The organism is Larkinella rosea (assembly GCF_003858635.1).
GTDB lineage: Bacteria > Bacteroidota > Bacteroidia > Cytophagales > Spirosomataceae > Larkinella > Larkinella rosea.
Genome location: NZ_RQJO01000007.1, coordinates 1639144 through 1660638 on the forward strand (window position 1 = coordinate 1639144; position 21495 = coordinate 1660638).

General features: G+C 49.0%; 20 protein-coding genes. 13 read left to right on the plus strand and 7 right to left on the minus strand.

Annotated elements, in window-relative coordinates; translation table 11 throughout:
* The first annotated feature begins 48 nt into the window (after positions 1-48).
* On the plus strand, positions 49-1677 hold the full coding sequence (locus EHT25_RS06920; protein WP_124872631.1) for a S8 family serine peptidase: 1629 nt from the start codon (positions 49-51) through the stop codon (positions 1675-1677).
* A gap of 75 nt (positions 1678-1752) precedes the next feature.
* Entirely contained in the window at positions 1753-2262 is a 510-nt protein-coding gene (locus tag EHT25_RS06925; protein WP_124872633.1) for an O-acetyl-ADP-ribose deacetylase, read from the plus strand.
* Here the strand turns inward: EHT25_RS06925 and EHT25_RS06930 are convergent.
* From EHT25_RS06930 to EHT25_RS06940, 3 genes are all read right to left on the minus strand, one after another.
* Positions 2259-3461, minus strand: a complete 1203-nt coding sequence (locus EHT25_RS06930; RefSeq protein ID WP_124872635.1) for an NAD(P)/FAD-dependent oxidoreductase — start codon at positions 3459-3461, stop codon at positions 2259-2261. The genes EHT25_RS06925 and EHT25_RS06930 overlap by 4 nt on opposite strands.
* Positions 3462-3621: 160 nt before the next feature.
* Positions 3622-4002 carry a hypothetical protein gene (locus EHT25_RS06935; protein WP_124872637.1) on the minus strand — a complete coding sequence of 127 codons (381 nt, stop codon included), beginning with the start codon at positions 4000-4002 and terminating at the stop codon, positions 3622-3624.
* An 82-nt stretch (positions 4003-4084) separates the two neighbouring features.
* Positions 4085-4612, minus strand: a complete 528-nt coding sequence (locus EHT25_RS06940; RefSeq protein ID WP_310588735.1) for an NUDIX hydrolase — start codon at positions 4610-4612, stop codon at positions 4085-4087.
* 96 nt (positions 4613-4708) lie between these two features.
* Here EHT25_RS06940 and EHT25_RS06945 point away from each other — a divergent pair, with 96 nt between their 5' ends.
* Positions 4709-5629: a DUF2911 domain-containing protein gene (locus EHT25_RS06945; RefSeq protein ID WP_124872641.1), complete on the plus strand. Its 921-nt coding sequence runs from the start codon at positions 4709-4711 to the stop codon at positions 5627-5629.
* A gap of 66 nt (positions 5630-5695) precedes the next feature.
* Here EHT25_RS06945 and EHT25_RS06950 read toward each other — a convergent pair whose 3' ends face one another.
* Together EHT25_RS06950 and EHT25_RS33300 are read right to left on the minus strand one after the other, a co-directional pair.
* Positions 5696-7399 (minus strand): sodium:solute symporter family protein, encoded by a 1704-nt coding sequence (locus tag EHT25_RS06950; RefSeq protein ID WP_124872643.1) that lies wholly within the window; start codon positions 7397-7399, stop codon positions 5696-5698.
* Positions 7396-7521: a hypothetical protein gene (locus EHT25_RS33300; protein ID WP_262707816.1), complete on the minus strand. Its 126-nt coding sequence runs from the start codon at positions 7519-7521 to the stop codon at positions 7396-7398. Before EHT25_RS33300 ends, EHT25_RS06950 begins: the two co-directional genes overlap by 4 nt.
* Before the next feature lie 164 nt (positions 7522-7685).
* Between EHT25_RS33300 and EHT25_RS06955 the strand changes: the two genes are divergently transcribed.
* Positions 7686-8474 (plus strand): SDR family NAD(P)-dependent oxidoreductase, encoded by a 789-nt coding sequence (locus EHT25_RS06955; RefSeq protein ID WP_124872645.1) that lies wholly within the window; start codon positions 7686-7688, stop codon positions 8472-8474.
* A gap of 39 nt (positions 8475-8513) precedes the next feature.
* Here EHT25_RS06955 and EHT25_RS06960 read toward each other — a convergent pair whose 3' ends face one another.
* Together EHT25_RS06960 and tilS are read right to left on the minus strand one after the other, a co-directional pair.
* Positions 8514-10820, minus strand: a complete 2307-nt coding sequence (locus tag EHT25_RS06960) for an OmpA family protein (protein ID WP_124872647.1) — start codon at positions 10818-10820, stop codon at positions 8514-8516.
* Positions 10821-10976: 156 nt separating this feature from the next.
* A complete protein-coding gene (gene tilS / locus EHT25_RS06965) occupies positions 10977-12344 on the minus strand; it encodes a tRNA lysidine(34) synthetase TilS (RefSeq protein WP_124872649.1) in 1368 nt (455 codons plus the stop codon).
* A 185-nt stretch (positions 12345-12529) separates the two neighbouring features.
* On the opposite strand from tilS, the gene EHT25_RS06970 reads away from it, so the two are divergent.
* From EHT25_RS06970 to EHT25_RS07010, 9 genes are all read left to right on the plus strand, one after another.
* Positions 12530-14608, plus strand: a complete 2079-nt coding sequence (locus EHT25_RS06970; protein WP_124872651.1) for an OstA-like protein — start codon at positions 12530-12532, stop codon at positions 14606-14608.
* A 187-nt stretch (positions 14609-14795) separates the two neighbouring features.
* Positions 14796-15437 carry a T9SS type A sorting domain-containing protein gene (locus tag EHT25_RS06975; RefSeq protein WP_124872653.1) on the plus strand — a complete coding sequence of 214 codons (642 nt, stop codon included), beginning with the start codon at positions 14796-14798 and terminating at the stop codon, positions 15435-15437.
* Between the two features lie 141 nt (positions 15438-15578).
* Positions 15579-16463 (plus strand): outer membrane protein assembly factor BamD, encoded by an 885-nt coding sequence (locus EHT25_RS06980; protein ID WP_124872655.1) that lies wholly within the window; start codon positions 15579-15581, stop codon positions 16461-16463.
* Positions 16464-16526: 63 nt separating this feature from the next.
* Entirely contained in the window at positions 16527-16847 is a 321-nt protein-coding gene (locus EHT25_RS06985) for a DNA-directed RNA polymerase subunit omega (protein ID WP_124872657.1), read from the plus strand.
* Between the two features lie 112 nt (positions 16848-16959).
* Positions 16960-18180 carry a bifunctional phosphopantothenoylcysteine decarboxylase/phosphopantothenate--cysteine ligase CoaBC gene (coaBC, locus tag EHT25_RS06990; protein ID WP_124872659.1) on the plus strand — a complete coding sequence of 407 codons (1221 nt, stop codon included), beginning with the start codon at positions 16960-16962 and terminating at the stop codon, positions 18178-18180.
* The gene (porD, locus tag EHT25_RS06995) at positions 18177-19094 is read left to right on the plus strand and encodes a type IX secretion system protein PorD (protein ID WP_124872661.1); all 918 of its coding nucleotides are present in this window, start codon (positions 18177-18179) and stop codon (positions 19092-19094) included. Before coaBC ends, porD begins: the two co-directional genes overlap by 4 nt.
* A 3-nt stretch (positions 19095-19097) precedes the next feature.
* On the plus strand, positions 19098-19340 hold the full coding sequence (locus tag EHT25_RS07000) for a hypothetical protein (protein WP_124872663.1): 243 nt from the start codon (positions 19098-19100) through the stop codon (positions 19338-19340).
* Positions 19341-19349: 9 nt separating this feature from the next.
* Positions 19350-21014, plus strand: a complete 1665-nt coding sequence (recN, locus tag EHT25_RS07005) for a DNA repair protein RecN (RefSeq protein ID WP_124872665.1) — start codon at positions 19350-19352, stop codon at positions 21012-21014.
* 29 nt (positions 21015-21043) lie between these two features.
* Positions 21044-21478 (plus strand): hypothetical protein, encoded by a 435-nt coding sequence (locus tag EHT25_RS07010; protein ID WP_124872667.1) that lies wholly within the window; start codon positions 21044-21046, stop codon positions 21476-21478.
* Positions 21479-21495 lie beyond the last annotated feature (17 nt).

The following is a 21495-nucleotide window of genomic DNA, read 5'->3' on the forward strand; positions in this document are numbered from 1 at the left end:
TTAATGAAACGGGAAAAGTGGATATCGATTGCCTAATTTGAATGATCTATGAAAAAAAACATACTTCTCCTGCTCATTCTGATTGTGGCCGGTGGCTTTTCAGCGCAGGCTCAGAACCGCAAGTATCTGGTTTTGCTGAAAGATAAAGCAAACACGCCCTATTCCACCACCAAACCGGAGCAGTTCTTGTCGCAACGCGCCATTCAGCGCCGGGAAAGACAAGGCATTTCGGTTCAGGAAAAAGATCTGCCCGTCAATCCGGCGTATGTGTCGGCTCTCCGGCAGGCCGGGGCTAAAATCTGGTTTAGCTCGCGCTGGGCCAATGCCGTACTGGTCGAAACAACGGAGGCCAATCTTGCAGTGCTTCGGGCTTTGCCATTTGTGCAAGGCATCGACGGAAACCGCTCCATCGGTAGTGCCCGCATTGGGGCGGTTCAGCAGCCCGTCAGCCATCAACGCAACAAACTGGAACAGGTCGATGATCCAAGCCTGTATGGGAATTCCAGCGAACAACTGGTCCAGATCGGGGTGGATAAAATGCACGCCAAAGGGTTTCACGGTGAGGGTATGCTGGTTGCCATTCTGGATGCCGGTTTTCAGAATGCCAACAAGGTTCCGTTTTTGAGTCCGCTTTTTCTGGAAAACCGGGTTGTCGGAACGTACGACTTTGTCAAAAAAGAAACCAGTGTTTACGAAGACGACGCCCACGGCCTGAACGTGTTGTCGATCATGGCCGGGTATCAGGAAAAACTTTTAATTGGCCCGGCCTACAAATCCTCCTACCTGCTGCTGCGAACGGAAGACGCGGCCACTGAAAACCCGGTTGAAGAAGTCAACTGGTTGTTCGGTGCCGAATACGCCGACAGCTCGGGAGTCGATATCATCAACTCTTCCCTGGGCTATACGACCTTTGATGATCCGTCGCAGGATCATACGTATACCCAAATGAATGGCCAAACCACCCTGATCAGCAAAGCGGCCCGCTGGGCGGCTGAAGCCGGCATCCTGGTGGTGGTTTCGGCTGGTAATGAAGGAAACGATCCCTGGCATTACATTGGCGCCCCCGCCGATGCTGCACCGGTTTTATCGATCGGCGCCGTGGATCGCAACGGCATCAGGGCGCCGTTTAGTTCTTTTGGTCCTACCGCCGACGGCCGCATCAAACCGGATCTGGTGGCGCAGGGAGCAGGGACGGTTTTAGGATCGCCCGGCGGTTCGATTTCTGCCGGTAACGGGACTTCCTTTTCAGCTCCGCTCGTTGCGGCTTTAGCTGCAGGCTTCTGGCAGTCCAATCCAAGATTGACGGTTCCGCAGGTGATCGAATGCCTGCGACAGTCGGGGAGCCAGTTTGCCAAACCGGATTTCGAGCTAGGCTACGGCATTCCGAATTTTGAACGGGCAGCGGCCATAGCGGCTGAATCGTATACCTTGCTGGTCTTTCCCAATCCGTTCACCAACGCCGATCGGCTGACGGTGCAATGGAACGAAATACCGCTGAACCAGACGATCAACGCGATGGTGACCAATTCGGCCGGTCAGGTGGTATGGCGGCAAAATTATTCGTCTGACCGCGTGGCCAACTTTTCATTGCAGTCGCTCAGTTTATCACCCGGTTTGTATTTTTTGACGCTGTCGAGTAACCAAACGAAGCGGACGGTTAAACTCATGAAGTATTAGCTATCCACAGACATTGGTCCGGGCTTTTTACAGGTGACAATAGTCGATTAAACGCGGCTTAAAATTCGTGGGTACATGATTCAGGTTATTCAGGGTGATATTACCAAACTGGCCGTCGACGCCATTGTCAATGCGGCCAACTCCAGCCTGTTGGGTGGCGGGGGTGTCGATGGCGCCATTCATCGAGCGGCAGGTCCTGAACTGGTGTTTGAATGCCGGATGTTGCACGGCTGCCAAACCGGTGACGCGAAACTTACGCATGGATACAACTTACCCGCCCGTTACGTGATTCACGCGGTTGGACCCGTCTGGCGGGGCGGCCACAACCACGAATCGGAATTGCTGGCGAGCTGCTATCGCCGGGCACTGGAAATTGCGACGGAACGCGGTTTAACATCCATTGCGTTTCCGAATATCAGCACCGGAATTTACGGTTTTCCCAAAGAAAAAGCCTGTCCGATTGCCGTTGAAACCGTTCAGAAATTTCTTGAAGAGCAGCAGACTTCCGTATCAGACATCCGGTTTGTGTGTTTCGACGAAGAAAATTACCGGCTTTACCGGGAAAAAGTGGCCGAGAGTCATTAACGGCCAAACCGGTAGTAATGTAATTCGTCCGGTTTTTTCCCCCGCAATACATCCCGGATTAGCTGAGCCGCCGTTACGCTGAACGTGATGCCATTCCCACCAAAACCGAGGGCAAAATAACTGTGCGGAAAAGCCGGGTGTTCGCCAATGTAGGGCAGTCCGTCTTTGGTTTCACCAAACGTTCCGGCCCACGCCAGATCCGGAACAAAAGCCAGATCGGGGTAAAGTTCCCGAACTTTTTCGGTCAGCATTTGCCGCTTTTGGTCGATCAGTTTATCCCGTAAAGCGGCATTTTTGAAGGGCTCATCTCCCCCGCCAACCAGCACCCGGTTATCGTCCGTAGTTCGTAAATAGAGGTACGGGTCCTGCGTATCCCACAACAAAACCGATCGTAATTCCGGAGGTAATTCTGCCAGCGGTTCACTGACCACGGCAAAGGTACTTTTCAGGTCAACTACTTTTCCCGGCAGCATTTCCTGCGACTCATAACCGGTGCAATAAATAACATTCCGGGCTTCAATCATCGCCAGATCTTGGGTCAACACCCGAACCCCGTTGGGGTCATACTCCGTCGACTGGATTTCAACGTGATCGAATACCCGCAATCCCTTCGCAACTGAGGCTTTTAACAACTCGTGCGCAAACCGATAGGCATCGATTTCCGCGGCTTCCGACGAGCAGATGGCTGCCACTGCCGCCAGCCCAAACCGGTTGCGTAAACTCTTCCGGTTCAGCCATTGAACGTTAAAACCGTGTTTTCGGCGGGACTCAAATTCCTTTCGCAAAAACGCTTCGTCGTCGGGAACAGCTGCGATGTATAAACTTTTCTTCAGCTTAAAACCCGATCGGCTCTTTAGTGCCTTCACTATGCGATTAATCTCGCCAATGGCGTTCAAACAGGATTCATACGCTTTAACGGCTCCCTCCTCCCCAATCATTGGAATGAGTTCGTGCAAAGCCGTATCGATTTCGTATTGCAACATGGCCGTGCTGGCCGAGGTGCTGCCCGTCGCCACATCCCGCTTGTCGATGACAACCGTATCAAAACCCGCCTGAACCAGCGAATGCGCCATTAATGCGCCGGTAATACCGCCCCCAATAATCAGCACGTCGCAGGACAATGATTGACGCAGGGATGGATAAGAATGTAATAATCCGTTTTTTAACAACCAGAAGGGTTCCTGAGAATGAACGTCCATACAAAAGACAAGAGAGTTAAGATCAGCGAGGAAAGACAAAATACCGCTCAATTGGCCTGTCTTTCCACTTTTGTTTCCATTAACTGTTTGTGATCGGCAAGAGTTTTGACACAAAAAAACCACCTCATTGCTGAGGTGGTTTTTAAATGGGCTATTCAGATCAATTTCCGACACTTTCGTCGGCTTCAACCCGGGTAGCCACTTCCGGTTTAGTGGCCGGTTGCGGTTTTATCATCAAATTCTGCTGTTTGTAGTTTCGGTTTGCCATTGATGGCGTGGCCGGAATGGCAATGGCCGGATCACCAAGCCCACCCCGGCGCTGTTGCTCCCGGTAGGTAGCAATGTTTTGCGGCTGGCGTTTGCGCTTCCGGAATTCGATACCCGCTTCGGGTTCCCACTGACGGGCTGCCGTGGCTTTGTTGGGATGTTTATAATTAGCCGTTGAATAGGTGGGGTCGTTTTTTAATTTATTCTGAGCAGTTGCCGGGATAACCAAAGCTAGCGCCAGCAGACCCAGGCAGGTCTTCAAAATCGTCTTCATAATTGCTGTGGTTTTGTTGTACTAAGAAAACAAGTACTTTGTTTTCGCTGGCAATATAGAACGATTTTTAATACCTAAAATACTAGTTATTAACTTTATTCTTACAATTCATTCGATTTATTGATTTTTCTGTAGTCAATTCGGCTATTTCGTCCGTTTCGACCCAACGAATGTCTTTTGATTCCGGTGTCCGGATGAACGGCTGTTCTGGATCAGCTTCCAGTAAAAACCGGATGTCGTAATGCCAGTGTTCGGGCTCGGCACCCCGGGCGGGAATCCGATGGACGTCCACATCAAAAATCGCGGGGCTAACAATTTTCAGATTCGTCAAACCGGTCTCTTCCGTTGCTTCCCGCAAAGCAACTCCCAACACATCCGGATCTCCGTCCGCGTGACCACCGGGCTGGAGCCAGCGGTCGAGTTTGGCATGATGGATCAACACAACCTTCCGGCGATCGGGGCTAACCACCCAGGATGAACCCGTCACGTGTCCGATGGACAACTGACGATCAAAACAATCCGCATGGCTTTCAACAAATTGAATCGTTTGCTCCAGCATCCTCCGTTCGTCTTCGTCGGTGGGCCGGTATTTCCGTAGCAGATTTAGCAAGGGTTGTCGGTGCATATTCACAAATGAATGGTGGCTTTCGATAAAAAAACCACAATTTCGTTCTAATTTTACTACGACGTACAATTAACTAACACGATGAAAAAGATTTTCATTCTAGCCACACTTGCCCTGGTTGCTCAGGCAGGAATCGCCCAGATCAAATTGCCCCAGGCCAGTCCGGGCGCAACCCTTATCCAGACGGTCGGAACCACCGATTTTACCGTCACGTATTCACGTCCCAGTTTGAAAGGTCGGACGGCTTTGGGTAATCAGACACCGTTGGCACCATTCGGCCAGCTCTGGCGGACCGGCGCCAATGCCGCAACCAGTTTCAAAACGACCACCGATGTCTGGGTTCAGGGGCAAAAGTTGCCCGCCGGCACGTACTCGGTTTTTACCATCCCAAATCCGGGCGAATGGACTTTAATTTTCAACAAAAACGTGACGGCCAGTGCCGAAGAAGGCATTCCTAACGGGTATAAGAAAGAAGAAGATGCCCTGCGAGTCCAGATCAAATCCGAAAAAGTGACCCGCCCCTACGAAACATTTGGAATGGGTTTTGCCGATTTGACGGACAGCACGGCTAATTTCAACATCTACTGGGCCGACACCCGGGCTACGGCGGCTTTAAAAGTCGATGTGCTGGCCAATGCCCAGGCAAATGTAGAGAAAGCCGTCGCCGAAAAACCGGAAGATGCGGCCGTTCTGCAGGCTGCCGCCAATTGGAATCTCTCCAAAAACCGGAAATTAGATCAGGCGCTGGCCTGGGCTGATAAGTCGATCGGTTTGAAGGAAACGTATGCTAACCTTTGGACCAAAGCGCAGATTTTGTCGAAAATGGGAAAGGTAGCCGAAGCGTTGCCGCTGGCTCAAAAAGCTTTGGCCGTTGGGGAAGCTTCAAACGACCCGATTTTCCGGTTTTTCAAAGACGGCATTCAGAAGGGAGTTACTGATTTTCAGGCGCTGATTCCGCCGGTTACCACGAAGGCGATCAAAGGCAAAAAGAAGAAAGCGTAAGGATCATTCCTCAAAACCGCCTTTCGTTGCTGGTGAACAAAACGTCCAGCAACGAAAGGCGGTTTTTTATTGAGCGGAAATTGAACGCTGGTTTGGCATGACTCGTTGCAATAGCCAGGCAATTCCGATGACGAGCACGCAGCCGATCAAATTTAACCACAGGAAAGCCGTCAATTCGACCTGCCAACACCAGACGACCAGCCCTTCGGCGATCACGGCGGCCCAGAACGTGGCTTTTCCGCCGATCGATTTGAAGTAAAATGCCACCAGAAATATGCCAAGGATTACCCCGTAAAACAACGAGCCCAAAATATTGACGGCCTCGATCATACTCCCCATTTTACTGGCAAATTGCGCCACCACGATGCAGAATACTCCCCAGATAATTGTGGAAACCTTCGAAGCCATCAGGTAGTGACTGTCGGAATAGTTTTTGCAAAAAAGCCGCTTGTAAATATCAACGATCGTAGTGGAAGCCAGCGAGTTATAGGCTGCTGCAATGGACCCCATCGAGGCACTGAAAATAACGGCGATCAGCAAGCCGATTAATCCGTGGGGAAGGAAATCCAGCACAAACCGCAGGAAAACATAATTTACATCACTGGTATCGCCCACCGGATTGTTCTTTTTGATCAATTCAACCACCTTGCTTTTGACGGCTTTTGCGGCTTCCGTGGTTTCGTTGATGGCCAATTTGGATTGCTCAATCGAGGGGGTGTTTTGTTCGGAAAGGGCCTTATTCAGGGTTAATACGGCCTGTTGACGCTGGGCCTCGATTGCTTTGTGTTCGTTTTCCAATGACCGGTACTGAGCCGCATACGGACTTTTCAGCAATTGATCGGTTTCAACTTTATTGAAAAAAACCGGAGATGGGTTAAATTGGTAAAACACAAAAACAAGCACGCCCACCAGCAGAATCAGGAACTGCATCGGCACTTTCAACATCCCGTTGGCGAGCAATCCCAGACGGCTTTGGCCAATCGACTGACCGGTCAGGTACCGCCCGACCTGTGACTGATCTGTCCCAAAATAAGACAATTGTAGAAAGAATCCACCGATCAGGCCCGACCAGAGATTGTACCGGCTATCGGGGTCAAATTTCAGGTCGATCGTGTTGAGTCTCCCTGCTTTTCCGGCCACATTCAGCGCATCGACAAAACCGACATCTGACGGGAGCAGGTGAACCGTCATCCAGCCCGCTATAAACATGGCGACCGTCACAATCAGCATTTGCTGCAAGTGCGTGTAGGAAATGGCTTTGGCTCCTCCGGTTACGGTATATGCCAACACAATTCCGCCCATAATGATATTGGTCCAGAAAATATTCCACCCCAAAATGGTCGACAGAATAATGGATGGTGCGTAGATGGAAAGCCCGGTCGACAATCCGCGCTGCAGTAGGAACAACAAGGCGGTAAAGACACGGACGCGGGCATCAAACCGGGATTCCAGGTACTCGTAGGCCGTAAAAACCTTCAGTTTATGAAATATCGGCACGAACGTGATCGCCAGCACCACCATGGCCAGCGGTAGTCCAAAATAAAACTGCACAAACCGCATTCCATCTGTAAAAGCCTGGCCGGGGGTTGACAGAAACGTAATGGCACTAGCCTGGGTGGCCATCACCGACAGACAAACGTGGTACCACGGCAGCGATTGGTTCGCCAGCAGGTACTCGTCCATATTGCGGTTATTCCGGCTGCGGATAACCCCGTAAACGACAATAATCGTCAGCGTACCCGTTAGAATGAGCCAATCCAGAATGCTCATGAAAAGGACGCCATAAACCAGTAAAACAAGATAATTTCGAGCAGCAAACTGCCAATGACCAGCACATAGAGCTGGCGCCATGATCGGACAAAAGAAGGTAAATCGGACGATTTTTGGGTCATGGATATACGGTGCTTGCGGCTGACACTAGTTTGGCAACGAAAATATACAATCTCTCGTATATGACATCATATTAAAACGATCCAACCTTATTTTTGAAATGTTCAATTTAAACGATAGTTTGCGAAAAGGCTTTCCTCTACAACCCGACAAGATAAGTTCAAAAATGGAAAAACTACCCGTCATCGATCGTGAGAAAACCGTATTTGGTTTAAACGGCAAAGTTGCACTGGTCACCGGTGCGAGCAAAGGAATTGGTGAAGACATTGCCCGCCTGTTCGCCCGCTTCGGTGCCAGAGTGGTCATCAGCAGCCGTCGGCAGAGCAGTCTTGATGAGGTCGTTGCCCAAATTCGGGAAGAAGGTGGTGAAGCCATTGGTATTGCCGCCCACATTGGTGACCACGATCAACTTCGCCATCTCATTGACAAGACGGTCGAATTATACGGTGGAATTGACATTCTGGTTAATAATGCCGCGACGAACCCAGTTTTTGGACCGGCGATTGACTGCGACCTGACCGCATTTGATAAAATCATGCAGGTAAACATCAAAGCTCCGTTTGAACTCAGTAAAATGGTGTATCCTATTATGAAAGCCCGGGGCGGTGGCAGCATCATCATGATGAGCAGTATTGCCGGTGAAACGCCCGACCCCGGTTTGGGAATTTATAGTGTCAGCAAAGCCGGGCTGAATATGCTGACGAAGGTGCTGGCGAAAGAATGGGGAACCGACCACATCCGCGTCAACGCCATCTGTCCCGGTTTGATCAAAACCAAATTCAGCCAGGCCCTCTGGAAAGACGAAAACATTCTGGCTCACTTTACCAAACACCTACCCATCGCCCGCATGGGTACGACGGATGAAATCAGCCCCCTCGCCCTATTTCTGGCCTCTGATGCATCGGCCTATTGTACCGGGAGCTTGTTTCATGCCGATGGCGGAACACTGATTTAACCGGCGGGAATTCGAACGGGACGTGCGGTTTTAATCAACTTATTTCCCGTTCGTTTCTGTGGCCTTACGCTGAACCGAAACAATTTTAAATTCAGTCCGGCGATTTTTCTGGTGCATGGTTTCCGGACACGCAATTTCATCCGTGCAGCCATTCAATATTTCGCTTTCGCCATACCCCTGGGCATTGAGCCGACCCGGTTCGATGCCCTTGTTCACCAGGTAATCAACAGTTGCCCGAGCCCGGTTTTCCGACAATTGCATATTATAGGCATCGCTGGCCCGGCTATCGGTGTGCGACCGTAATTCAATCTTCATTTCGGGGTATTTCTGCAGCAATGCAGCCACATGATCCAGTTCGCGGGCGGCATCGGGGCGAATAAAGAACTTGTTGAGGTCGTAATAAATGTTTTTCAAGACAAAAACATCGCCTTCGCCATATATACCGTGCTGTTTTTCAATCAGTTTCGGATTCTTACCGGTTTTCATTTTCGGGAGCTGTTCCTGATTGGCGGTATACCGGTTTTTCTGGGTAGTCAAGGTGTAGGGGGCGCCCGGTTTCATCTCAAATTCATATTTTCCGTCGTTTCCGGTCACCACCTGCTGTTCAGACTTGTCCTTTTCATTGCGGAGTGTCACCGTGACCCCCGGAGCAGGCAGTTGATTGACCTCGGTTTTAACGGTTCCTTTCACCAGCGTATTTTCGCTCTTTTCCAGGTAAATCGATACCGTCATCACCGGCTTCTCCGACTGGGTCATGGTTGAAAACCGGATGCTGTTCGTCGAATAGCCTTCTTTGATGGCCTTGAATTCGTAATCGATATTGGCATCGACGCAAAAACCGGTTTTGCCATCGGGGCCCGTAAACCGCAGGTCCTGATTGACCCCGGCCTTGATCACCCGAACGTCGGCCACCGGAATGGGTTCGTTGGTTTTGGCGTCGTAAACAAAAATATTCAGCTGTTTGCAGGTACGGCGAAAACTGTAAATGTTATCATCGCTGATGCCACTTTTCCGGTTGCTGCTGAAATAGCCCGACGACCGGTTTTTAGTCGTAATCAACCCGAAATCATCTTTTTCGGAATTGATCGGATAGCCCATGTTCTGAACCCCTTTAAACGCGACACCTTCCCGGAGTTCGGCATAAAAAAGATCCAGCCCGCCCAGTCCTTCGTGTCCGTCCGATGAGAAATACAGGTTGTTGTTTTCATCGACAAAGGGAAACATCTCATTGCCTTCGGTGTTCACTTCCTTCCCCATGTTCACCGGAGATGACCACTTCCCATCCGTGTATTCAACTACGTAAATGTCAGTTCCACCAAAACCGCCCGGCATGTCGGAAACAAAATAAAGCTTCGAATCGTCGGGCGATAAAGCCGGGTGGCCGACGGAGTAATCATTGCTGCAAAACGGGAGTTCTTCCACATTTTTCCAGTTTCCTTTCTCATTTTCAGCGATGTACAATTTGAGTTTACGAATGCCGTCGTTGCTTTTGCCGCCTTTTCCTTTGGCGGTATTGTTGCGGGTGAAAATAATCCGCGACTGACCCTTGAAAAAAGTCATTGGCCCTTCGTGGTATTTTGTATTCAGCGTCCGGCTAAACACTTCGGTTTTCGAAAGCGATTTGGACTCTAAGGGTGCCGTTTCCAATACCTCGGCCGTCGCATTGCTCCCTCCCAACGAAGCCGCCTGGGCCGCGAGGTCCAGATTCTTATGTAGTTCGGCCGTATCGGGATAAAAATATAAATCCAGGAATGGAGTTTGATTCCAGCCAAAAACCCGTTTGACCGGACCGGTTTCATTGCGGGCCGAGACAAATGCCAACCCGTTCTGGTAATACATGGGACTAAAATCCGCCTGTCGGGAATTAACCGCCAGAAATTCGACCCGGTAGGACGATGAATCCTGATAAAACCGGTTCATATCCATGTACGAAACCGTAAACTTTTTGCCCCGCAGATCCTCGTTTTGCTTTTCGCCGTACTTGCTGTACATTTTCTGGGAATCCCGGTATTTCCCGTTTGCAGCCAGCGCCTGGGCGTAATAGAGGTAATTCTTCGAGTCGGTTTCAGGGAATTCTTTCAGTAAATCGGCATAGATTCGTTCCGCATTTTTGGTATCCTGCAACGCCCGGTAACTATACCCCAATTTAGTGTAAGCCTCCTGGATTTCAGCCGGTTCCTTTCGTTTGTCCAGTCGCAGGAAGTCTTCATAAGCCCGGGCCGCATTCAAATAGGCCAGATTTTCAAACTGTTTGTTAGCGGTTTTCAGACGCGCACTTTGTGCCTGAACAACCAGTGCCCCCATACTCAGAACGGCACTCAGCAGGAACAGCCTTATTGGATTCATAATGCATTGAAAGGGTTGTGACCTATTAATATCAAAATGAATGCCAAATTGTTTGTACATCCCAATTTACTACCTGATTCATCGAAATTTTAGGAGGCTCAGCTTGAGCCTGATGGCCGAAACAGCCAGCTTGGCAGCGCCACTCCGGTTGAAAGTTTATTCGAACTTTAGCTGCTCAATTTTGAGTATTTGGGTAGTTTGATCGGTTACCCGGAAGGCATGATCCAGCCGATAGCCGATAAGCCAGACAATCTGATTTTCCGAAACCATCACCTGGGCCGAGCGCCGATCTATCCGACTTACTTTGTTGTTGGTAAGAAAGTTACCAATGGTTTGCTTCCCTTTCATGCCCAGCGGAGAAAAATGGTCCCCGTTCTGCCAGGGCCGAATGGTCAACGGCCATTGAATTAGGTTAGCATCCAGATAAACCGTTCGCGGATTCGACGGAAACTGAACGTCGGCCGGTTTTTTCATCAATTCAAACCTCAACTGGTATTGATTGGAAATCGGTACCCGCTCAGCGGGGAGACCGGCAATAACCGCAGACTGAGAAGCATTCATCTGAAGCCGTTCAATCACCAAAAACGCCCGATCACGCAGAATACGATGCGTGGCCGATTGAAACGTCTGCCCAAAACCGGAGGATTGCACCGCTTCAGCAATTGGTCCAATCTGAACATACTGAAAACCGTACGGTTTCAGCCATTCCGCCAATCGAAAACGCCATTCACGCTGGGTAAGCAGCGTTTGGATGGGAAGGAAAATACCATTTGGACGGATTTCGGCGGTTTCCTGCCAGGATCGTTCCATTTCCTGATCGAGCAAGACATCCGCCGATTGTAGCCGCTGGACGGTGGCTTGCAGGGTTTGCAACAAATTGGGATTCAGTTCTTTTAACACGGGAATAACCTGATGCCGAAGTTGATTTCGGCGGTATTTATCGGACGCATTCGAGCTATCCTCCCGCCAGTTTAGCCCTTGAGCAAGCGCATAGGCTTCGATTTCTTGCCGGTTTGAAAACCATAGCGGTCTCACCATGCGTCCCTGCCGAACAGGAATTCCCCGCAACCCGGTCAAACCGGTTCCGCGAACGAGATTCAGCAAAATGGTTTCCAGCACATCATCTTGGTGGTGGGCCGTTGCGATTTTTTGATAGCCAAACTCGGTGGCCAACTGGTCAAACCAGTCGTACCGAAGTTGGCGAGCCGCCATTTGGGTCGAAATACCACGTTCTTCGGCGTATTGTTCGGGGGGAAGCCGGATACCATGAAACCGGACCTGGTGACGTTCCGCCAAAGCTTTTACAAAATACTCATCTTCCTCAGAATCAGCCCCGCGCAATTGAAAATTGACGTGAGCAATTCCGTACTGAAGACCGGTCAAACGAAACAGCTCGGCCAGCACTACCGAATCCAACCCGCCACTAATCGCCAACAGGATGCAATCAGTTTGGCGAAATAGTTGTTCTCTCTTAAAAAAGCTTAAAAACTGGTGTTCAATCGCCTGGTTTTGAGTGAAAGCCATAATTTTGTATTCAGAAACGTTCTGAACCGGGATTACCCGGATGAATGAGATTACGCAGGATTACCCGGCAATTTATCGAATCCTGGCTAATCATTTAATCCGAGTAATCCCGGTTCAGAAAGTTTAGCAGATTTTTTTCCATGCGTCGCAACCCTTTGAATAAAACGAGCGTCTATTACACTAAAATGATACACAGGCTTCTGGTCATGCTACTGGTTTTGCTGGCAGGTTCGGCAAACGCTCAGGTTGGCAGGCTAGCAACTGACGGCACGAACGATATTGTCATTATCAAGCGGGCCGACCAACTGGAAGGTCTTCAATCCGGTACGGAGGAGATTCGAAAACTGACCGGGAACGTCGAACTTCAGCAGAAAAACATGCTGATGTACTGCGACCGGGCGATCCAGAATCTCACCACCAATGTCATTGAAGCCTACGGCAATGTGCGGATGATCCAGGGGGATACGCTCAGTGTCAAGGGCGATACGGTTTTTTATTACGGAGCCAGTCGCCAGTCCGTTGTTTCCGGCCGAACGGTGGTGCTGAAAGACCGGAAAATGACGTTAACCACCCGAAAGCTGGAATACGATCTGGCCAATGGTATTGCACACTATCCGGTAAACGGCCGGATTGTCGATCGAGAAAACATCCTGACAAGCCGTGAAGGCTATTATAACACCCGAACGAAGCTCTTTACATTTCGTGAAAACGTGAAACTGGTGAACCCGCAGTATACGTTAACCGCTGATTCATTGCTTTATAACTCGTTCAGCAAGATTGCCACGTTTCAGGGGCCGACCAAAATTGTGAGCAAAGAAGGAACCCTGATTGCCAAAGACGGCGATTACAATACCGTCTCGCGGTTGTCAAATTTTCAGCGCCGGGCAACGATTGAAACGGAAAAATATACCTTGACCGGTGACACCCTGTTCGGGAATAATGCCAATGATTTTTACACTGCCCGGGGCAATGTCGTCCTTTTTGCCAAAGGTGATCAGACGATTCTGACCGGCGATTTTGGGCGCTACAACCGAAAGGCGGGCGTAGCCCGGATGATTGGCCACGCTGTCGTCAAGAGCATTACCAGTTCCGATACACTCTATATGCGGGCCGATACGCTTTGGTCGTTTGAATTGCCAAATCCGAAGTGGAAGAAAAGCCGCACCAATACCGACTCGACGTACCGCCGGTTAATCGGACAGAAAAATGTGCGGGTTTTTAAAAATGATTTGCAGAGTAAGTGTGATTCCATCGTATACGAAACCGCTGATTCAACGATCTTCTTTTTCAAAGATCCGATCGTTTGGAGCACAAACTACCAGATGGAAGGCGACTCGATAACCGCGTTAATGAAAAATAATCGCATCAACAAGATGTTACTTCGGGGGCATTCTTTCGTCATATCACAAGATACCCTGCTCAATTTTAATCAGGTAAAGGGTCGGACTCTGACCACCTATTTTACCTATGACCGAAAAATTGATCGCTCTGACATCGACCACGTGGTGGTTGAGGGCAACGGTGAGAGTCTGTATTTCGCGGTCGATGACAATAATAAAATGGTGGGGATGAACCGGGTGTTATGCAGTAAAATGACCATTCGTTTCTCAGACCGAAAGGTAAAAAAAATCAGTTTTTACGGACAACCGGATTCGAAACTGGTTCCACCGAAAGAGCTTAAAGAAACCGACAAACGGCTGGATGGATTTAACTGGCGAATCGCTGAAAAACCAACCAAAGCCAACGTGCTTGGAATACCGGAAGTTCAAACCAGTCAACCGATTGTTTCGGGCATTGAACGAATTAAAAATGAGGCTGCTGCGAATTTACCTGACGCATCGGCAACGATAAAACGGGAGGTTCCAACCACTGAGCCAAAGCTAAAAAACCTGATCAAAAAATTACCGGCTACAACGGGCCAAAGTGCCATTTCTAAAACGAGCTCATCCGGTAATAAACCGATACCGGTCTCGACCGTTGAGCCCAAAAATGAAGCGGGTTCCGCTGGTAAAACCAACACGAAGGCGACTGGTAGTACCGCCGTTGAAGAGTTAAAAACCGCTCCTGTAAAAGTGGAAACAATCCAAAAAACAGGGGTTGCTACGACGGAAAAACAATCACAATCGCCCGATAGTTTGTCAAGCGAACCAGTAAAAAAAGCAAAAAATAACACCCTACCTGCGCGTCGCACCACACCGGCAACGGAAGAAAGCGATCTGGAACGGGAACTGAATAAAAAACCGGTCCGAAAAACCGGCAATTGACTCGCCAATTGAGGGTTACGAAATAAATTTTTGAGCCAATTTTAAACCTTTGAAAGACAATAACGTTCTAACTGACAAAAATGCAGATGAATTGCAATTTTTTGTGGAAGCGGTCGTTGACTTTCTCGTTTTTTTAAATATGTTTGTGATGGGGTATTATATCCACCCAATTACCGAATGACTATCTATGAAACAACCTGTACGTTTATATGCCTGGCTAACCGGACTGGCGTTGTTGATATCCCAGAGTCTACTGGCTCAAACGGATACCAGCAAACCTAAAAGCCGGTTGGAGTTGGGACAAAAACCGGCACCAACCAGTCGGGTTATTCACTCCCACAATTTTCCTTTTCTGAAACACCCAAGCGTTTCCAGTCTTGATCGGGGGGTGACGGCGCAGAAAAATACCGCCATCAATCAGTTTTATCGCAACCAACTGCTGAATACAGCCTCAAGTAAAACTCCGGTTCGCACCGCTGGTTCAGACAGTGGTTCACTTCTGGTGCCGGAAGCCCGCCAATCGGCGGAGGAAACGCGCAAAGCGGATGATCGGATGTATGCCAACGAGCGGATTACGGTTTCCAATATTTATCCCAATCCGGCCAACGAAAGTGCCGAAATTGATTACCAGATTTTGGGCAGCGTGAAAGATGCCAAATTGACTTTCTTTAATGTGTTAGGGGCCCAGGTTGGTGAGTACGCACTGGACCGAAACGAACGGAAAGTTCGGATTGCGACCAGTGAAATGAACTCCGGAATGTATTTTTACCAACTGTCGGTGGAAGGCAAGAAAATCGCCACCAAAAAATTAATGGTTAGTCATCAATGAATTACTGAAAACTTACTGTAAGCAGTAAACAGTTATTCTGTTTGCTGCTTCTTTTTTTGCCCATTACTACCCTCTGGTTCAGTACTATTTAACCGGCCTGATCGTTAATCTTACAGAGTTTTTTATTAATTTTGCATTCTTATGCAGCATAGTTTGAAAGCAGGTACATTAGCGGTTGTGTTGTTGGTATTTTTTACGTCATGCAGCCCATTTCAGAAGTTACAGAAAAAAGGTACGGACGATCAAAAGTATCAGGCTGCCGTAACTTACTTCAAAAAAGGAGAATTTTACCGGGCAGGATTGCTGTTCGAAGAATTGATCCCGATTCTGAAAGGAAGTACGGAATCCGAAATGGCCCAGTTTTATCGGGCTCATTGTGAATACCAGCAACAGAATTATCAGTTGTCGGCTTTTCACTTCAAGCAGTTTTACGAAACGTTTGCCCGCAGTGACTACGCGCACGAGGCCATGTATTTTTATGCGCTTTCCTTATTCAAGGATTCGCCGAATTACAACCTGGACCAATCCAATACCCTGACGGCAATGGCTGCCCTGCAGGATTTTGTCAATGCTCACCCGGAAAGCCCCTTTCGGCAGGAATGTACGGGTTACATCGTGGTTTTACGGGACAAACTGGAACGGAAAGCGTACGATAAAGTCAAGCAGTATTACAAAACCAGTTCGGCCAATATCGCCAATTACCGGTCAGCCGTAGTTTCCATTACCAACTTTCTGCGTGAATACCCGGATTCAAAATACAACGAAGAATTGGCTTATCTCCGGGTCGACTCCCAATATCACCTGGCCAAAAACAGCTTTTATGATAAATGGAAAGAACGGCACCAGGACGTAATGAATTATTACCTGGCTTATGTCGATAAATTCCCGAAAAGTTCAGATCTCAGAAAAGCAGAGCGGATGTACGAAGACAGTCGCAAGATTTTGGAAGAAATTGCGACTCAGGAGAAAGAAAAATTAAATCAGCAGCAAAAGCCCGCCAAGGTTACCGCGACGGCATCCAATTAATTAGTAAATCGTTGGTTGTCAGAAGTCGGCAACGAACCACAATTCAGCGAAAAACCAAAAACTATGGCAAATAATCCTTCAATCATCACCCGCGATACCGATAAAATTGCAGCAGCGACGGGTAATCTCTACGAATCTGTATCGATCATTTCAAAACGGGCCCGGCAGATTTCGAGCAAAATGAAAGAAGAACTGAGCAATAAACTTTCTGAATTTGCATCGGCAGTCGACAACCTGGAAGAGGTGTTTGAAAACCGCGAACAGATCGAAATCTCAAAATATTACGAGCGTCTGCCTAAACCAACCACGGTTGCAACGGACGAGTTTCTGGAAGGCAAATTGCAATGGCGTACGGTCGAAGAAGATTCTGCGAACACCTTGTAATTTAGGTACGAAAAAGTAAAACCGGGGCCGCACCGAGACCACAGAGAAAATCGCCCAGCGACGCTTCTTTGTGACTTCTGTGCTGTCCCGCTTTGCATTAAATGGGGTTGCCATGTCAAATCTAACGGGAAAGAAGATCATTCTGGGCGTAACCGGGAGCATTTCCGCCTACAAATCGGCTCTACTGACTCGATTACTGGTTAAATCCGGGGCGGAGGTGCAGGTTTTGATGACCCGGGCCGCCCGGGATTTCATTACTCCACTGACGCTGGCAACGCTTTCGAAACGTCCGGTACTTTCCGAGTTTACCAGCTCCAGTGGAGCTGGTGAAGGACAATGGAATAACCACGTCGAATTAGCACTCTGGGCCGATCTGATTGTAGTTGCACCGGTTTCGGCTCATTCGCTGGCGCGGTTTGCCCACGGTTTTTGCGATGATTTGCTCGCAGCAGTTTATCTGTCGGCCCGATGCCCGATTTTTCTGGCTCCGGCTATGGATCTGGACATGTACCACCATCCGGCAACCCTCGAAAATCTCCGGCGTCTGGAAACATTTGGAAACCGGATCATTCAGGCTGAACACGGTGAATTGGCAAGCGGGCTGGTTGGTGAAGGGCGTTTGGCCGAACCGGAACACATCCTGGTTGAATTGGAACGGCATTTTGCCCAAAGACCGGTTTTTCGGCACAAGCAAATTCTGATCACGGCCGGACCTACTCAGGAGCCCATCGATCCGGTTCGTTTTATCAGCAACCATTCGAGCGGCAAAATGGGGTACGCCATTGCCCGGGCATTTGCCCACGCAGGAGCCGATGTGACGCTCATCAGCGGTCCAACGGTTCAACCCCTCCCCGATCCAACAATTCGGCGCATTTCGGTGCGTTCGGCCCGGGAAATGTTCGATGCAACAGCCGCCGAGTTTTCAAAAGCGCATATTATTGTGCTGGCTGCGGCCGTGGCCGATTACACACCAGCGGAACCTGCTCAGCAAAAAATAAAGAAGAAAGAAGCGGTTTTTGCGTTACAAATGACGAAAACGATCGATATTGCCGCTACGTTAGGTAAGCAAAAACGACCGGATCAGATTACGGTGGGTTTCGCGCTGGAAACCAATGATGAACTCTCCAATGCCGTATCGAAGCTTCGCGCTAAAAACTTTGATTTCATTGTCCTGAATTCACTGCGCGATCCGGGAGCCGGTTTTGGGCACGATACCAACAAAATTACCGTTATTGACAAGGACGAGCAAGTGTATGAATTTGACCTGAAATCGAAGGATAAAGTGGCCGAAGATTTGCTCAATCTCGTTCAGGAACAGCTAGCAATGGTATGAAATTTCAATCGATCCTATTAACCATCGCGGTTTTAACTGGCCTGTCAGCACGGGTTAGTCTGGCGCAGGAACTCAACTGTCAGGTGACGGTAAACTTCAACCAGGCACAATCGACCCAGGTGACCGACCGCCAAATTTTTCCGCAGTTGCAGGGTTTTATTACGGATTTCATGAACAACCGTCGGTGGACTAACGACGCGTTCAATCCGGAAGAACGCATCAATTGCAAACTCATCATTGACATTCTGAAGGTTCCCTCCCAAAATTTCTACGAGGGACGGGCTCAGGTGATTGTCACCCGACCGGTTTTCGGCAGTAATTATGAAACGGTTACGCTTCGGTACATCGACAACTCGTTCAACTTTCCGTATCGCCAGAATGACGCGATGTATTACAATGAAAATGCGTACTCCAGCGAGCTCACTTCCTTGCTGGCTTTTCATGCCCTGATCATGCTGGGTGTCGATTATGATTCGTTTAGCCGACAGGGCGGAAAATTGTTTTTCCAGCGGGCCTACACCGTCATGACCCAGGCCAGCCAAAGTGTTGGCGGTGGAGCCTGGGGTGCTCAGGGTGATATTCGAAACCGGTACTGGTTGATCGAAAACCTGCAAAATCAGCAGTTTATTCCTTATCACGAAGCACTTTACACTTACCACCGGCAGGCACTGGATAATTTCACGACCAACCCCGCCGGTTCGCGGGCGCAGGTGCTGGATGTGTTATCAACGATTCGACAGGTCAGCCAGCAACGACCCAATTCAATCGTGATCAATATCTTTTTCGATGCCAAAGGCGAGGAGTTATTCAATATCATGAACGAAGGTTCACGCGATGAACGGCAGAAAGCCTTCACGCTCCTTTCGACCCTCGACCCTGCCAAAACAGAAGTTTACCGAAAGTTACTCAGATAATTCATGGGTAAACGTTTAATTCGCATTCGGGCTTCGGACCTTCTCAATCAGTGGACCGCCGAAACAACCGCCAGGCTGACCAACGCCGAAGTGAACGTAATTTTCACCGATGGCCGAACCTTGCATGGTCAACTGGTCGGCAGGAAAAACACGGAACTGGCGGTGCGCGATTTCATCGGGCATCAGCATACCGTGCCGATCCAAACCATTGACGAAGTCATCCTGGATGAAAAAGCTCCTTTTTAGAATTGTACTATGCTCTCGCATTTACTGATAAAGAATTACGCCCTGATTGAACACCTGGAAATGGATCCCGATACCTCGCTGAACACCATCACGGGGGAAACGGGGGCCGGAAAGTCCATTATGCTTGGTGCCATCGGTTTATTGATGGGCAATCGCGCCGATAGTAAAGCGCTCTATACTCCCACCGAGAAGTGCGTAATTGAGGGTTTTTTTGATGTATCTGGTTACGTTATCGAGAATTTATTCGAAGAAGAAAACCTCGATTATGACTCGACCTGCGTGGTTCGGCGGGAAATCAGTCCGAGTGGCAAATCGCGGGCTTTTGTCAATGACACACCGGTCACCCTCGACATCCTTCGGCGGGTAACCAGCCAATTGATGGACATTCATTCCCAGCACGACTCTATTTTGCTGGGTTCGAACGACTACCAGCTCCAGATTGTTGACACCTACGCTCAGAACGACGCGCTTCTGCGTCAATACCGGACGGATTACCGCACATTCCGGCTCAAACAGGAGGCTTATGAACACTTGCTGAACGAGACGGCTTTGATGAAAAAAGAGTTTGACTACAACCATTTTCTGTACGAGGAACTCCAGAAATTAACGTTGCAAACCGACGAACAGGAACAACTGGAGCAGGAACTGACCATTCTGGAAAATGCGGAAGATATCAAAGAACGACTCCAGTTATCATCCGATTACCTGGACAATGCCGAACAGTCGGTCGTGGTTTATCTCAAAAATGTAGTCAATAATCTGAATTACGTTACCCGACTAACGGATCGGTTTAGCCAGATTCGGGACCGGGCGCAAAGTTCACTGATCGAATTGCGTGATCTGGCGAATGAAATCAGCGCGGAACAGGAAAATATCGAAACCAACGATGCCCGGGTCGATGATATCCGCGAACGGCTTAATTTAATTTATAATCTGCAGACTAAACACGCCGTCAAAACCGTCGCCGAACTCCTGACCATTCAGGCGGAACTGGGGAAGAAAGTCAGTAAAATCCTGAACTCTGACGAAGAACTGGCTCAGGCAAAAGCCGCGAACGAAGCCGCCGAAAAACAACTGATGGAGAGTGCCCGGGCGCTGGCCACTTCGCGTCTGGCGGTTATTCCGGATATCGAAAAACAGGTGGATAGTTCACTGGCCGATCTGGGCATGCCGAATGCGTCGCTGAAAATCAATGTAGAAACCGGTAAGCCGACTCACAACGGCATCGACACGATTTCTTTTTTATTCAGCGCCAACAAGGGTGTTAAACCGCAGCAGCTTAAAAATGTGGCCTCAGGGGGGGAGTTTTCCCGCCTGATGATGACGATCAAGTATATTCTGGCCAGCAAACGTTCGTTGCCAACAATTATATTTGACGAAATCGACACCGGTGTTTCAGGTGAAATTGCCATCAAAATGGGCAATATGATGCGCGAAATGGCCACCAGTCACCAGATTATTGCCATTACCCACCTGCATCAGATTGCGGCTCAGGGCAAAGCCCATTATTATGTCTACAAGGACAATTCGGGCAATAAAACCGTAAGCCGGGTTAAAAAGCTAAGTTTTAATGAGCGGGTTCAGGAAATTGCGCAGATGATTGGCGGTAACAATCCTTCGGCCAGTGTGCTGAAAAATGCGAAAGAACTCCTGTCACCCAAGGCCATGTCCTAATCGATTCCCCATCTCAATCCCAATCTACGATGAAAAAAGTACTATATTCCCTAACTGTTCTTGGTTTTACCACGTTCGGTTGTCAGAAATCCGGTGACAAGGAGGGCATTGAAAAGCTCCAGAATCAGGTGATGGCGGTTCACGATGAAGTGATGCCGCATCAGGAATTGATGATGGACTTAAAAGAAAAAATCAGTCACCAGATCGACAGCCTGTCCAAAATCACCCCATCGACCCCGGCTCTAAAAACCCGTCAGGAAGAAGGCATAGCCGCGAATAAAAACCTGACCGAAGCCGTCACCATGATGGATGATTGGATGAACCAGTTCAAACTCGATTCGGTCAAAACGCTGGATGATACGCAGGCCAAAGCCTACCTGAATAGCGAATTGGAAAAAATAACGACCGTTAAGACGAAAATAAACGGCGGAATTACGCAGGCAAAAACATTTTTAGGTAACTAATCACGCCTTCTGTCTGT

Excerpts from the sequence above, each read along its gene's own strand:
- EHT25_RS06935 (WP_124872637.1), bottom strand. The coding sequence starts at position 4,002 with ATGAAGACGATTTTGAAGACCTGCCTGGGTCTGCTGGCGCTAGCTTTG.
- recN (WP_124872665.1), top strand. The coding sequence starts at position 19,350 with ATGCTCTCGCATTTACTGATAAAGAATTACGCCCTGATTGAACACCTG.
- EHT25_RS06985 (WP_124872657.1), top strand. The coding sequence starts at position 16,527 with ATGGCAAATAATCCTTCAATCATCACCCGCGATACCGATAAAATTGCA.
- EHT25_RS06960 (WP_124872647.1), bottom strand. The coding sequence starts at position 10,820 with ATGAATCCAATAAGGCTGTTCCTGCTGAGTGCCGTTCTGAGTATGGGG.
- EHT25_RS06955 (WP_124872645.1), top strand. The coding sequence starts at position 7,686 with ATGGAAAAACTACCCGTCATCGATCGTGAGAAAACCGTATTTGGTTTA.
- coaBC (WP_124872659.1), top strand. The coding sequence starts at position 16,960 with ATGTCAAATCTAACGGGAAAGAAGATCATTCTGGGCGTAACCGGGAGC.
- EHT25_RS06945 (WP_124872641.1), top strand. The coding sequence starts at position 4,709 with ATGAAAAAGATTTTCATTCTAGCCACACTTGCCCTGGTTGCTCAGGCA.
- EHT25_RS06950 (WP_124872643.1), bottom strand. The coding sequence starts at position 7,399 with ATGAGCATTCTGGATTGGCTCATTCTAACGGGTACGCTGACGATTATT.
- EHT25_RS06920 (WP_124872631.1), top strand. The coding sequence starts at position 49 with ATGAAAAAAAACATACTTCTCCTGCTCATTCTGATTGTGGCCGGTGGC.
- EHT25_RS07000 (WP_124872663.1), top strand. The coding sequence starts at position 19,098 with ATGGGTAAACGTTTAATTCGCATTCGGGCTTCGGACCTTCTCAATCAG.
- porD (WP_124872661.1), top strand. The coding sequence starts at position 18,177 with ATGAAATTTCAATCGATCCTATTAACCATCGCGGTTTTAACTGGCCTG.
- EHT25_RS06980 (WP_124872655.1), top strand. The coding sequence starts at position 15,579 with ATGCAGCATAGTTTGAAAGCAGGTACATTAGCGGTTGTGTTGTTGGTA.
- EHT25_RS06925 (WP_124872633.1), top strand. The coding sequence starts at position 1,753 with ATGATTCAGGTTATTCAGGGTGATATTACCAAACTGGCCGTCGACGCC.
- EHT25_RS06930 (WP_124872635.1), bottom strand. The coding sequence starts at position 3,461 with ATGGACGTTCATTCTCAGGAACCCTTCTGGTTGTTAAAAAACGGATTA.
- tilS (WP_124872649.1), bottom strand. The coding sequence starts at position 12,344 with ATGGCTTTCACTCAAAACCAGGCGATTGAACACCAGTTTTTAAGCTTT.
- EHT25_RS06975 (WP_124872653.1), top strand. The coding sequence starts at position 14,796 with ATGAAACAACCTGTACGTTTATATGCCTGGCTAACCGGACTGGCGTTG.
- EHT25_RS33300 (WP_262707816.1), bottom strand. The coding sequence starts at position 7,521 with ATGACCCAAAAATCGTCCGATTTACCTTCTTTTGTCCGATCATGGCGC.
- EHT25_RS07010 (WP_124872667.1), top strand. The coding sequence starts at position 21,044 with ATGAAAAAAGTACTATATTCCCTAACTGTTCTTGGTTTTACCACGTTC.
- EHT25_RS06970 (WP_124872651.1), top strand. The coding sequence starts at position 12,530 with ATGATACACAGGCTTCTGGTCATGCTACTGGTTTTGCTGGCAGGTTCG.